The 14,815-nt window shown below is 29.1% G+C and carries 10 protein-coding genes and 1 pseudogene; all 11 read left to right on the top strand.

Annotated elements, in window-relative coordinates; genetic code table 11:
- The first annotated feature begins 44 nt into the window (after positions 1–44).
- The 11 genes and pseudogenes from ispH to HMPREF9630_RS02715 all read left to right on the top strand — a co-directional run bounded on the left by ispH (position 45) and on the right by HMPREF9630_RS02715 (position 14,786).
- Positions 45–878 carry a 4-hydroxy-3-methylbut-2-enyl diphosphate reductase gene (gene ispH / locus HMPREF9630_RS02760; RefSeq protein ID WP_009527013.1) on the top strand — a complete coding sequence of 278 codons (834 nt, stop codon included), beginning with the start codon at positions 45–47 and terminating at the stop codon, positions 876–878.
- Positions 879–889: 11 nt separating this feature from the next.
- Entirely contained in the window at positions 890–1,390 is a 501-nt protein-coding gene (locus HMPREF9630_RS02755; protein ID WP_009527012.1) for a GNAT family N-acetyltransferase, read from the top strand.
- Positions 1,391–1,518: 128 nt separating this feature from the next.
- Positions 1,519–2,946, top strand: coding sequence for a tRNA (N6-isopentenyl adenosine(37)-C2)-methylthiotransferase MiaB (miaB, locus tag HMPREF9630_RS02750; protein ID WP_009527011.1), 1,428 nt, complete (start codon positions 1,519–1,521; stop codon positions 2,944–2,946).
- A gap of 260 nt (positions 2,947–3,206) precedes the next feature.
- Positions 3,207–5,762: a DNA mismatch repair protein MutS gene (gene mutS, locus HMPREF9630_RS02745; protein WP_009527010.1), complete on the top strand. Its 2,556-nt coding sequence runs from the start codon at positions 3,207–3,209 to the stop codon at positions 5,760–5,762.
- Between the two features lie 12 nt (positions 5,763–5,774).
- Positions 5,775–7,871, top strand: coding sequence for a DNA mismatch repair endonuclease MutL (gene mutL, locus HMPREF9630_RS02740; RefSeq protein WP_009527009.1), 2,097 nt, complete (start codon positions 5,775–5,777; stop codon positions 7,869–7,871).
- Positions 7,872–8,405: 534 nt separating this feature from the next.
- Positions 8,406–9,704, top strand: coding sequence for a sodium/glutamate symporter (gene gltS / locus HMPREF9630_RS02735; RefSeq protein WP_009527008.1), 1,299 nt, complete (start codon positions 8,406–8,408; stop codon positions 9,702–9,704).
- Between the two features lie 258 nt (positions 9,705–9,962).
- Positions 9,963–10,787, top strand: coding sequence for a glutamate racemase (gene murI, locus HMPREF9630_RS02730; protein ID WP_009527007.1), 825 nt, complete (start codon positions 9,963–9,965; stop codon positions 10,785–10,787).
- Positions 10,788–11,087: 300 nt separating this feature from the next.
- Positions 11,088–11,309: pseudogene (locus HMPREF9630_RS10665) on the top strand (ORF6N domain-containing protein); the annotation flags it as partial.
- A gap of 114 nt (positions 11,310–11,423) precedes the next feature.
- On the top strand, positions 11,424–11,849 hold the full coding sequence (locus tag HMPREF9630_RS02725) for a hypothetical protein (RefSeq protein WP_009527006.1): 426 nt from the start codon (positions 11,424–11,426) through the stop codon (positions 11,847–11,849).
- Between the two features lie 10 nt (positions 11,850–11,859).
- Positions 11,860–14,034 (top strand): ATP-binding protein, encoded by a 2,175-nt coding sequence (locus HMPREF9630_RS02720; RefSeq protein WP_009527005.1) that lies wholly within the window; start codon positions 11,860–11,862, stop codon positions 14,032–14,034.
- A 251-nt stretch (positions 14,035–14,285) separates the two neighbouring features.
- On the top strand, positions 14,286–14,786 hold the full coding sequence (locus tag HMPREF9630_RS02715; protein ID WP_009527004.1) for a hypothetical protein: 501 nt from the start codon (positions 14,286–14,288) through the stop codon (positions 14,784–14,786).
- Positions 14,787–14,815 lie beyond the last annotated feature (29 nt).

Genomic DNA, 14,815 nt, shown 5'->3' with positions numbered 1-14,815 from the left:
AAAATTCTATTTTTATATAGAATTTTAATTTTTTAGGAGAAAATATGAACATAATACTTTCTAAATTTTCAGGTTATTGCTATGGTGTCAAAAGAGCGATATCAATAGCTCAAAACAGCATTGGAGAGCTTGGTAAAGTATATTCATTAGGCTCTATAATACACAATAAAAGAGCAGTAGAAAAACTTGAAAATCAAGGACTTCAAATAGTAGATGATATAGATAAAGATTATAAAAACATACTCTTTCGTTCACATGGAGTAGAAAAGAAATTCTATAATTTTGCAAATGAGCATGGTATGAATATAATAGATACCACTTGTACATTTGTAAAGAAAATACATCAGATTGTTGCTGACAAATATAAATCGGGTAATGAGATAATAATAATAGGCAATAAAAGTCATCCTGAAGTTATAGGGATAAACTCATGGTGTGACTATACAGCACAGTTTGTTGGAGATGAAAAAGACGTAGAAAAATTAAAAATAGACAAAAATTGCAATTATGTACTTGTTTTTCAAACAACCTTCAATATAGAAAAATATGAAGAAATAGTGAGTAAAATATCTGAAAAAACTGAAAACTTAGAGATATTTAACACCATATGCAATGCAACTAAAAAAAGACAGGACGCCATATTGGAAATATCAGAAAAAGTAGATATGATAGTAGTAATAGGTGACAAATCAAGCTCCAATTCAAAAAAATTATATGAACTTGCAAGCAGTAGATTTAAAAGCATATTTGTAGAAGATTGTAGTGAGCTTGACCAATCTATGTTTGAGAATGTAAAAAATGTAGGTATAACAGCAGGTGCATCAACGCCTGATTTTGTGATAGATGAAGTGATAAAATATATACAAGACTTAAATTAAATGGGAAAAATATGATTAATTTTGTAAAAGTAAAATTGGAAGACGCAGAAGCTTTGTGGCATATGATGAATAATCTTGACTATGAAACTAAGTATATGTTGTTTGAGGCAGGAGAAAGAAAAAAGGATTTTTCAATTATAAAGTCAAGAATAGAAAATGTATTGAAATATAATGATTTTTTGTGTTTGGCTAAAGATGGAGATAAAATAGCAGGCTATATATCAGCGGAAAAAGGAAAACTTAAAAGAATTGAACATACAGCCTATATAGTAGTGGGTGTTTTAAAAGAATATACAGATAAAAAGATAGGTAGTGAATTTTTTAAAAGACTGGACTTATGGGCTAAAGAAAATCATATAAAAAGATTGGAATTGACGGTTGTATGCGAGAATGATATTGCAAAGCATTTATATGAGAAGAACGGCTTTGAAATAGAAGGGATAAAAAAGAAATCTATGTATATCGACCAAAAATATGTAGATGAATATTATATGGCAAAAATATTTGAATAATAAAATTATCTGTTTTGGATAGCAATGGAATAAATATAGCATTTTAAAAAAATTAAGTATTATGTAAAAAAATATCTATATTTAATTTAATTAAATAATATTATAATTATAAATTTAAAGGAGTTACATTGGATAGAGTAAGTATAATAAATAAAGAGAATTTTTCTAATCAAGAATATTATGTCGATTTAGTAAAAAACATAAATGATGATGAATATGCAAAAACAGGAGAGGCTAAAAAATTTATAATAGTTACTTTCGGTTGTCAGATGAATGAACATGACAGTGAGAATATAAAAGGTATGCTTACAAATATGGGATATGAAGAAACAGAAGATATGGAAAAAGCGAATCTTATAATATATAATACCTGTGCAATCAGAGAAAATGCAGAGACCAGATTTTTTGGTAATATTGGTGCATTAAAAAATATTAAGAAGAAAAATCCGAATATAGTGATCGCAACTTGCGGTTGTATGATGCAAGAGCCTCATATTGTCAAGGAGCTCACAAGTAAATATAAACATGTAAATATAATATTTGGAACACACAATATCTATAAATTTCCGGAGTTATTGTACACTTATGTTTCTTTGGTAGACAAAGAAACGGTTGTAGATGTATGGGATATAGACGGAAATATAGTAGAAGGTTTGCCATCAGTAAGAAGATATGATTTTAAAGCGTTTGTAAATATAATGTATGGTTGCAATAATTTTTGCACATATTGCATAGTGCCTTTTACAAGAGGTAGGGAACGCAGTAGGTCGCCACAGGATATATTGCAGGAAGTAAAATTGCTTTCTCAAAATTCTGTAAAAGAGATAACTTTGTTAGGTCAAAATGTAAACTCTTATGGCAATAATTTTACAGATAAATATACATTCCCAATGCTTTTGGAAGATATAAACAAAATGGATAACATTGAGAGAATAAGATTTATGACATCTCATCCTAAAGATATTTCGGATGAACTTATAAATTCATTTGCTACATTGGATAAACTTTGTGAAAGTCTACATTTGCCTGTACAATCAGGAAGTTCAAATGTATTAAAACTTATGAACAGAAGATATACAGCTGAAGATTATATGAAAAAAATTGAAAAAATAAAAAAAGTTGCACTGGATATAGCACTTACTACAGATATAATAGTAGGTTTTCCGGGAGAAACAGAAGAAGATTTCAAGCAGACACTAAAACTTGTAAAAGAAGTTGAATATGATTCGGCATTTATGTTTATGTATTCAACAAGAAAGGGTACAGTAGCTGAAAAAATGTCAGGACATATAAGTGAAGAAGTTAAAAAAGACAGGTTTAACAGATTGCTTGAAACAGCAAATGAAATATCAGCTAAGAAAAATAAGGAATATAAAGATAAGATAGAGCAAGTGCTTGTAGAAGGTTTCAGCAAAAAGAACGAGTCGGTCTTATCAGGTAGAAACAGAAAAAATAAGCTCATAAATTTTGTGGGTGATGAAAGTAAAATAGGTCAGATTGTAAATGTAAAAATTACAGATGTAAAGTCTTTCTCATTAAACGGAGTTGAGGTATAATATTAATTGGAAAAAATTATTAGTGTATCGCTATTAATATAGATACCTGTTTAATACTATTTTCCATTTGAAATACCATAATAATTTTGATTTTTTTATTATGCATTTTATTGCAGTATTTTATATATGGTTTTTAAATATAGTTTAGTATAAAAAATAGATTTATAAATTACACAAAAGGTATATAAATAAATTATAAAATTAAGGAATATGATGTCTTAATAAGATTTCAGTATAAGAATAAAAAAGGTGGTGATGTTTTGGAAAATTTAACACCTATGATGAAACAATATCTTGAAATAAAAAACAACAACAAAGGCAGTATATTATTTTTTAGACTTGGAGATTTTTATGAGATGTTTTTCGATGACGCAATCGAAACATCAAGACTCCTTGAAATAACTTTGACAGGAAAGGCTTGTGGCAATGGAGAAAAAGCACCTATGTGCGGAGTACCGTATCACAGTGCAAAATCATATATACAAAAACTTATAAATTTTGGTAAAAAAGTTGCTATATGTGAGCAAGTCGAGGATCCTAAAGACGCCAAAGGCATAGTAAAGCGTGATGTTGTAAAGATAATAACACCTGGAACTGTACTTGATGACGATATGATAGAAGGCTCATCAAACAACTATATAATGGCTATAATAACAGATGAAGATATAGTGTATATGACGTATGCAGATATTACAACAGGTGAAGTCAACAATATTACAACAACATATCAAGAAGTATCGAATATATTTTTTTCTGTCATGCCATCTGAAATAATAATGGACGATATATTTTTAAAAAAAATGAAAGAAAATTCTTTCAAAAACAGCAAGATAATAAATAACTTTCTTATAGAAAATAATGTAGTCCAAAATACTGCCAATTACGAAAATATAGAAGAGTTCATTTCTGATAATAATCTTGCAGATAAAATACCTTCACTGATACAGGTATATAAATATGTGTATGATACGCAGAAATTCTTTGATATAAACTTTTTTTACGAAAAAAATCAAGTAAAGTATATGTCGCTTGATTACTATACAATAAAAAATTTAGAACTTATAGAAAGTATAAGAAAAAATAATTCATATACACTTTTTTGGGTGCTTAATAAAGCAAATACGTCTATGGGCTCGAGATTGTTAAAACAATATTTGTTAAAACCTTTAAATGATGAAAATGAAATAAGGCAAAGATTAAATAAAGTATCATCTTTTGTAGAGCACTATTCTGTATCCACAGGCGTATCGCATATACTAAGAGAAGTTTATGACCTGGAGAGAATATCCAATCGTATAGTATATGACACTGTATCTCACAGAGATTTACTTAACTTAAAAAAATCATTAAAGGCAGTAAATGAGATAAAAAATATTTTCAAGGGAGAAAATGACTCAAGATTTGAAGAATTATACGAAGTTTTGTCGAAGAATGATTTGATGCCAATAATAAATTTGATAGAAAATTCAATAGAAGAAATAGGTGAAGATTTTAAGAAAGAGCATATAATAAAATCTTCATATGATGAAAAATTGGCGTATTATAGAGATTTACTCGAAAATACTTCAAATATATTGATAAAAATGGAAAGCGATGAAAGAGAAAAAACCGGTATAAAAAATTTAAAGATAAGCTATAATAAGGTTTTTGGTTATTATATAGAAATAACAAAAGCCGCACTGCAAAATTTCAATATGCCGAGTGATTATGAGAGAAGACAGACATTAGTATCAAGCGAAAGATTTATAAACAATAATCTAAAAAAAATAGAAGAAGAAATGTTGAGTGCCAAACAAGGAGAAAGTCAGCTTGAAAGTTCATTATACAAGGAAGTAAAAGAAGAACTGAAAAACTTCATACCTAAGATAATGCAAGTAGCAGAGATGATTTCGCAAATAGATGTATATACAGCCCTTGCTAAAACAGCAATAGAAAATGATTATGTAAAACCTATGATTTCAACTGACGGAAATATAGTTATAAAAAACGGTAGACATCCCGTAATAGAAAAACTGCTTCCAAATGAAGAGTATGTCCCAAATGATACAGATTTGACAAGCTCAGAGACACATATAATAACAGGACCTAATATGGCAGGAAAATCAACATATATGAGACAAGTTGCCATAATTATGCTAATGGCGCATATAGGCTCATATGTACCTGCAAGTTTTGCGCAGATACCTATTATAGACAGTATCTATACTCGCATAGGTGCAAGTGATGATTTATCTATGGGGCAGTCCACTTTTATGGTAGAGATGACAGAAGTTTCCAACATATTAAAAAATGCAACTCAAAACTCATTGATTATATTAGATGAAATAGGCAGAGGTACAAGCACATATGATGGAATGAGTCTTGCATTTTCAATAGTTGAATATATATGTGAGCATATAAAAGCAAAAACTCTTGTATCTACTCATTATCACGAGCTTACCGCATTAGAAGGCAAATACAAAAATATTAAAAATTATTGTATGTTGGTAGATGACAGTAAAGAAATAAAATTTCTCAAAAAGATAATACTTGGTAAAGCGGATAAAAGTTACGGAATACACGTTGCACAGCTTGCAGATTTACCATATGAGGTTTTGGAGAGAGCAAATATCATATTGTCAAAGCTGGAAACTTCTGAAAAAAAATCTTCTAAAAAATATAATCAAAAGAGCGAACAGGATCAAGTCAGCATAGAAAATTTTTCAAAAGACAACAATCTTAGAATAGTTCAAAAGATAAAAGATTTGAATATAGATGAATATACTCCTAGGCAAGCCATGGACTTGCTTTATAAGATTAAAAGCGAACTTAGATAAAACGAGGGAATTATGCAAGACAATATCATAAAAAAATTAGATGATAATATAATAAAATTAATATCAGCAGGAGAAGTTATAGAAAGCCCTTGCAGTGTTGTAAAAGAACTTGTGGAAAATTCAATAGATTCAGGGGCGACATCAATAGTAGTAGAAATAAAAAATGGTGGAAAAGACTATATAAGAGTTACGGATAACGGCATAGGAATAGATGAGCAATATGTGCTTGAGGCATTTAAAAAACATACTACGAGTAAAATTACAACATTCGACGATTTTATAAATATAACTACAAACGGCTTTAGAGGAGAGGCTCTTGCGAGTATATCTGCAGTTGCAAAGATTTCTATGACTACAAAAACTTCATACAGCAACTACGGTATGAATGTGGTTATAAGTAGTGATAAATTGTTGGAAAAAACAAAAGTTGGAGCAAAAGACGGCACAACTGTAATAGTGGAAGATTTATTTAATGATATACCTGCAAGAAAAAAGTTTCTAAAAACAGACAGAGCGGAATCTTCAAAAATAAGCGATTTTTTGATAAGATATGCGCTTGCAAATCCAAGTATAAAATTAAAATATATAAATAACTCAAAACAAGTATTTCAAACATATGGTACAGGAAAAATAGAAGATGTAATAAATATAATATTTGCAGAAGATTATTATAGTGGAATGATATCATTGGAGGAGCCTTTAAGCGAATATATAAGTGTAAAAGGAGTTATAGGAAATAATTCTTTGATGTTTTCAAGCAGAAAGATGCAATATATATTTATAAATGGAAGAATTATAAAAGATAAGACAATAACATCTCATATAGAAAATGCTTATAGAAAATATATTCCTTCAGGCAATTTCCCGATGTTTTTTATAAATATAATAATTAAGCCTGATATGGTAGATGTAAATATACATCCAAATAAATTAGAAGTAAAGTTTGCAGATGAAAAAACAGTATACAATCTTATTGAAAATAAAATTTCATCAATCTTAGATAATCTTAGTATGATACCAGATATAAAAATATCAAAAGATGATGAAATTTCAAAAAATAGCGAAATTTTTTCGAATATAATTTCCGGCTATGAAAATTTAAAAAATAAAAAAAATAACTCTTCACAAAAAGATGATAAGGAGTTTACGCAACAATCCATAGAAATAATAAAAAGACAAGAAAGAGACGATACATTTGTCTATGAATTAAAGCCACAGGATAAAACAAAAGACATATTCATAAATCATGAACAAGAGAAAAAAGAAGGATTAAAATATAATACCTATGAGCATAATCATAGCATAACTATGGTTGCAGAAACTAATGACGAGGATGATTACGAGACAAAAAACGGCTGTAAAGAAGAATTTCAAGGAACATATGATAATAAAGCTTCTGACAAAAAGAAAAACGAAGATGAAATTTCAAATGTAAATATATTAGATGAAAAACCTGTTCTTTCTATGCCGAAAGATATATTCAAAAATGATGTAAATATTGACTTGAGTGACAATAAAATAAGATGTGTAGATCTTACACTGTTAAAATACAGTGGTAGAGTGTTTGATACATATATCATACTTTTTGATGGAGAAGATATGTATATGATAGATCAGCATGCCGCACATGAAAGAGTGTTATATGAGCGATATTTAAAAGATTTTTATTCAAATTTAATAACAGTTCAACAACTTATATTGCCACAAAAAATAGGAATTCCGATAAATCTTGTAGACGAATCAGCACAAATTATAGAAGAACTTGAAAATTTCGGTTTTGAATGTGATTTATTCGGAGATAATATAATGTTACTTAGAGGAATACCTACACATTTTGATGAAAATGCTGCAAGAAAATTTGTGAATGCAGTATTTGACGTATATCTTGAAGAAAATCTGTCAAATGACATAATAAAAGACAAAATAGCTACAAAAGCTTGCAAAGCGGCTATAAAAGGCAATGACAGTACAGTGAAGGATATAGAAGTAGAAAAATTAATCTACGATTTAGAACATTGTGACAATAAATATGCTTGTCCGCACGGTAGGCCTACAATAACAAGATTATCTAAATATGAGATTGAAAAATTCTTCAAAAGAATATTGTAAATTATATTAAAAATTATGAATATTTTAATTCATAGATTAGTTGGCTAAAACTGTGTATATTTGATAATATGAATAAAATATGCCATAAAATAATATTTTTATTATTCAATATTTATTATGCTACTTAATTTATATGAAATTATCATTAACAAACATTTTCATTAGAAAAATATGTAAAATTTTATATATAATAAAGATAAAATGCAAGAAATATTTCAAAATATTCTTGCGTTTTTTATTGAAATTTAAACGTTTATATAAAAAAGAATAAAATATTTCAAAAAAATATAAAATTTTTATTGTTTTTTTTAGGAATATGGGTTATAATTTTAACTGTAAAAAATGTTTTCATACTTTTTAACTTTACACTTATTAATCTTTAACAGACGATGTTATTATTTTAAATGTTTGTGTTGTTTGTCATTATATTTTTGTTCTATTGTAAAACAAACGATATAAAACTTGTAAAAGCAATCGTTGTCTTGTTTAAAATTATTAGGTGCAAAACAATATTTATGAAAGGTGGTATTATTTATGAGTTATCCTATTAATGATTTTAAAGGAGTAACAGATTTACTTAAAGGTATGAATTTAAGTACATATCAAAACACTATGGTTCTTTCAACAAGTGATACCGGACTTACTACTTTAAAATTGGACCTTATGCAAAGTTTTGCATTGGCACTTTGTGTGTATTATATCGGAGTATTTTTGAAGAAAAAAATTCCGGCATTAGAAAAATTCTGTATACCTGCACCGGTTGCCGGAGGTATAGTATTTGCGCTACTTCATCTATTATCAAGAAATTATCTTAATTTTTCAATAGGCGTTGATACAACATTCCAAAAACCATTCATGATGGTATTCTTTACTACAATAGGTTTGACAGCAAGTATACAACTCGTAAAAAAAGGTGGTTTAGGAGTATTAATATTCTGGGTTTTAGCTACACTTCTTTGCGTTGTACAGGACGCAGTAGGTGTTGGAGTTGCTAAACTTATGGGACAACATCCACTACTTGGATTAATATGCGGTTCAGTTACTATGACAGGAGGACACGGTACAGGTGGAGCGTTCGGTCCTGAATTTGAAAAGTTAGGCATGGAGGGAGCTACAGCTACAGCTATGGCTGCTGCTACATTCGGTCTTGTAATGGGTTCACTTATGGGAGGACCTCTTGGTGCTGTTCTTATAAGAAAAAATAATCTTAAATCTAAAGCATCAGAATATTCTGACAAAAAAATTGAAACTGAAGAAGCACAAGAAAAAATAGATTTTAATGAAGTGTTTAAAACTTTAACTTATATAGTTGTTGCAATAGCACTTGGTGCTGTGATTGAAATACCTCTAAAAAAAGCAGGTGTTACATTGCCTTCATACGTAACAGCTATGATTATAGCATCTATATTCCTAAATATAGGTGAATCTACAGGTAAGTGGCATGTTAACCAAAAAGCATCTGATTTCCTTGGAACAATAGGTCTTAATGCGTTCCTTTCATTTGCTCTTACAGGATTAAAACTTTGGGAACTTGCAGCAGTTGCAGGGCCTATGTTTGTAATATTGATATCACAAACAGTAGTTATGGCTGTATTTGCTTATTTCGTAACATTTAAAGTTATGGGTTCAGACTTTGATGCTGCTACAATAGCTGCAGGACACTGCGGATTTGGTATGGGTGCTACTCCTAACGGTGTTGCTAATATGACAGCAGTACAAGAAGAATTTGGAGCTGCTCCAAGAGCGTTCTTTATACTTCCTGTAGTTGGAGCATTCTTGATAGACTTCACTAATGCTATGGTTATAACAGGATTTGTAAACTTTGTTAAATAATTATAATATTTTTAAGTATAGGCATTTTATTATGTCTATACTTTTTTTATAAATTCATTGGCAATAGATTGATTTTATAGTAGGTAATATTGCAAAATTTTTATTAATACTAATATTAAATAAATAATGGAAAAATAAAAATCAATGAATTTAAAATCAATTACAATATATTTTCCTATAATTCTAAAATATATTAGTATAAATATATTAGTATTTTGCAATCTTTTTTATATACACAATTTTGGAGGTGTAATTGTTATGGATAACAGACCTATCGGTATATTTGACTCTGGAGTTGGAGCATTTTCTGTTTTAAACAAGTTGGTAGAAGTGTTACCTAATGAAAAATATGTATATTTCGGAGACAGTGGACATAATCCATATGGACAAAAAACTTCTGAACAGTTGAAAAAGCTGTGCAAATGTATAGTGGATTTTTTAATTAAAAATGATGCTAAGATTATAGTCGTAGCTTGTAATACAGCCACTGTTGCGGCGCTTGACTATTTGAAAGATATATTTGATATAGATATAATTGGAGTTATAAATCCGGGAGCAAAAGAGGCGCTTAGAGTTACAAAAAATAATAAGATAGGTGTTTGCTCTACAGTATTTACTGCCAAAACACATGGATATTTGAATGAAATATTAAAAGAAAAAAGAGAAAATCAAGAAATAGCAGTATATGAGGAAGGTAGTGTAAACCTTGCGAATATAATAGAAAATGGTTTTGAATATAACGAGCAAAATGAGGAAATTATAAAAGAATTTGTTACAAGATTTACTGATGATATAGATACGCTTATATTGGGTTGTACACATTATCCGCTTGTAGAAGATTTGTTTAAAAAATATTTTAATGGGAATATTGTAGATCCGGGAATGCAAACTGCTTTAGAAGTAAAGGATTTGCTTGCTGAGAAAAATATGTTGAGCGACAGAAAAGATGAATATACAGTAAAATATTTTGTTACAAGAGATCCTGATACATTCAGAAATGTAGCTAAAAACGTAACTAAGTTAAACATAGATGATATAAACGAAGTAAGTATAGAAGAAGAATTAAAATCAGAAGGATTTTAGTATGTACAAAAAACTCTTGAGTTTTTAACAAATTCAAGAGTTTTTTCTGTAGGCTTAAGCCAGTTTTGTAAATGCAAAGCTTTTATAAAACAATAATCCGCCTGATATGCAGGTGGAGGGAAGAAAGCTTTAGCTATAAGCAAAAACAAAAAACCTTATGATAAATAATATTGGTTCGTCAGCTAAATATTAAAAATCATAAGGAGGTGTCCTAAAGTGGACAATAATAGTTTAGCACATACAAAATGGTATATAAATAAATCGGGTGTAGTTGCTTCATCGTTTCGGTGCTCTCCTTGATATCCGTTTAGAAAGATAAAGTTTCAAAAATCCGGAGGGGAGTTCCATGACAGATATATTATCATTGATTGGAATACAGATAAGCACAGGATATACCACTGCGGAGCTTCTTCCAAAGATGCAGGTCAAAGAATTACAAGCATAACGGAAGTGCTCGATCAGATGATTTATACTGATCTTATCAATAAGCTATTGAAAAATACGGTGTTAAAGTTAAAATAGAAGTAAAAATGGTTGAGAAAATATAAATTTTTTTGAATAAAATTAACTATTATTATATAATGTTTAGTAACGGATGAAAACAATATCTGATTTTATAATTAAGGGGGCTGTAAAATGAATGTTTTAGAACAAGTGCTAACTTTTATTGGTTCAAGTGTTGTAAGTGGTGTTACTTGGGATGTGTTAAAAATGTCTGGTACTGGTATTATAAGAAGTTTTAAACAAAAGTTTTTAAGCAAGGATTTTTTTACAAGTGAGGAACAGGCAGAAAAATATTTAGAGACAATATCAAGTGTATCAAGCGATAGTATTGAAGAGTCAGAGGGGAAAATGGAGAAAGTATATCAAGAAACAACTGGGAATGATAAAGTAAAAATTTTTGGAGAATTTGTTGAATGGGTTAAAGATAATCAAGAAGAGTTTGCAAAATTGTCTTCAAATTCGATACAGATTAGTTCTGTTAATATTAAGAGCCAATCAAATATAGGTTCAGGCAATATAATTAATACTTGTATTTGGAATGGAAATTTAGGGAGATAATGGTTTTATTATGAGAGAAATATATAATTCAGGAAATTGTGTTATTGATAAACAAGAATTAACGGGTAATTCAACTGCAATAAACGCAGGAACATTTAATAATATAATTTTAGAAGACCCTTTTCGTTATTATTCTGAGAAGATACTATCTGAATATTCTGAGAAGATACTATCTGAATATTCGGAGTTAAAAAGGACATTTACACTTGTTGAAGTGTTTATCAATAAAGAGCGTTTAAAAGACAGATTTTTAGGAATGTACTCTAAATATGAAGAACTAATGGAATGTTTTATTAGGGAAGAGGGAAAAGAACAAATTAATCTTGATGATGGATATAAATCTGTTATAGCATGTATTGTTAATGTAACAAAATATTTTGAATATAAGAATAATGATGAAAATTGCTTTTCTATAAAAGGGAATAGACATTTAATTGGGAAAATAACTACTCATGGACTCGAAATTTCTTATTCAAGTACAATACAGACATATGAGGAATATCTTGAAACAACTAAGTTTGCGGAAGATTTAAAAAAGAAACTTGAGCCATATATTATCTGTGCTACAACATATGGTAATTTTTTTCAATTTGGAAATCTATTAATAAATAAAATAGAGAATGTTCCGTTTATTCCCGAAAGGATCAAATTTCGAGTATCTAACGAAATAATTCCGAATCTCATTGAGCCATTATACGGCAATACCCCAGAATGTGGATTACGTGAGATTATACAAAATGCCTGTGATGCTATGAAAGAACTGAGCAAGGAAGATGAGATTAAAAGCTATATAGAACTTAATGTTCAAAAAAATAGTGATGGAACGATATTAAAGGTAAGAGATTACGGTATTGGAATGACGAAAGACATTTTGCTAAATAAATACTTTGTTATTGGAGAAAGTTCTAAAAAGGGAAATAAACGGAATTTAGTTGGACAGTTTGGTATAGGAGCATTAGCGGCATTTTTATTAGGCGATAGAATTGCTGTAAAAACAAAATCTTGTAAAGAAAATCGTATATATTCATTTGAGTATTCTCCTGATTCAAATGAGAATAAACCAATCGCTGTGTCAATCATACAAGATGAAACTTTTGAACATGGCACGGAAGTTTGTGTTGACTTAAAAAAAGATTTATCGGAATTAGAACAATATGAATTAGAAGAAAAGTTGAAGATAAATGAGTGGTATGTATTACCCGATTGTGAAATAAAGTATTTTTATAATAATGAAGAACAAATAATAAACTCATTTGCTGGAGAACTCTATGAGTGGAAGTCAGTTTCGGATAGAAGTGAATTTGATATTAAATACTTGGATAATAAAAAAATAGAAAAAGATGATAGTTTTACTAATAAACCTCAAATAATTTATAATGGATTAATGGTACCGACGTTATATGAAGTAGGAACTACTTATTTAAAGAAAAGACCATTTATATCTATTTCTACATCAGCTGATAATATTTCCTTGAATTTGGAAAGAAGTAGAATTGAAAAGGGATTAGATTTGATAGTGAATCCGGTGAAAGAGGTGCTTATTAAGAGAGGATTGGAAATATTAAAAGAAGAGAAAAATAAAATAGTAAGTGAAGATGGCGAAATTTTAACGACAACTTATAGCAATGATTATATTAACAACATCCCATTGTTTTTTTATAAAAATGGTTTTGGTATTTTGTCTTCAAAGTATAATAATTATAATTTTATCGAGGTTTATACTTATCTGGGATCTTTACAAGTGAATATAAATGATCTGAAAGAAGGAGTCGGATATGTATTTAAAAATCGTATGCTTGATAAATCGGTTTTAGCTGATTTTATTGAAGATAATGAATGTATAATTGATGCTCGAATTATTAAACAGTTTTTTTATGATGCGAGCAGTTCTCGCTATGGATTTAGGGCAGAAGCAATGAAATGCTTATATGAAAAAACTTTTTTTCAAAGTTATGATAGCTCTTTGAGTGCTAATGAATTTTGGGAAGAACATAATAAAATAAAAGAAAATGTATTTAGACATCATTTTGATAAAATTAAAAATGTTTTTTTTATTCCTAAAGATAAAAAATGTGAAGAACTACTAAGAGATATACAGGAAAAAACAAAAGCAAGTGTTGTTGCCTATTCACAATATTTATCTAATTGTTGTGATGATATTTCTGATGTTGATATTGTAAGATAGTATTATTCTAACTAAAAAATATGTATCCAATACTTGACACAAGGGTGAAATGTAAATTTAGTATGGATGCAGAAGCAGAGAAGATTTATCGGGCTTATAATAGAACCATACTGGATTTGAGAAGAAAGAAAAGAGCCTGTGTCAGCCATTATATATATTATATCGGTGACATGGTTTATAGGATTAATGGATAGAGAAGAAGATGGAATTGATGAAAAATTGACAAATTAGAAGCTGAGGAGATAGATGAGATGAATATTATACTAAAAAACAACACCCCTGAAAAAGATAAAGAAATGGCGAAGGAAATCATATCATCATTCCTCGAGCTGTTGAAGGAATTGACTTTACTTGAAGAAGAAATTTTTAAGCGTAATCATGAACTGGATGTAGAAAAGTCTGTATTGAATATTTCTGACAATCAGAATCATCCAAAATGGAAAGAACTTATGGCAGAATATAAAAATCGCTTTGAAGAGATTATAAAAGGAAAAGTCAGTGAGAACTTGATGTCAAGTGGGTATGCAGAGCGTTATGCTAATCCAAGTGAGTATTCTTATGTCAATAGTGGCGATTTTTCGCTGGAATTCACCATAAAAAAAGAAGATAAGGTGACTATCATCACACGTTACAAGGAAACCGTTGATATGAAACACGAATTTATTCTCAGATTAATTGATAAGAAATGGTTGGTAGATGGAAAGTGTTACGGTTTTGGAGATGAAACAATATGGTACTGGGATAGAATTTGAGAAAATGTTTATCGTATGGAATAAGATTA

This window comes from Peptoanaerobacter stomatis (assembly GCF_000238095.2).
GTDB classification, from domain to species: domain Bacteria; phylum Bacillota; class Clostridia; order Peptostreptococcales; family Filifactoraceae; genus Peptoanaerobacter; species Peptoanaerobacter stomatis_A.
This window is presented reverse-complemented; position numbering and strand designations above follow the sequence as displayed.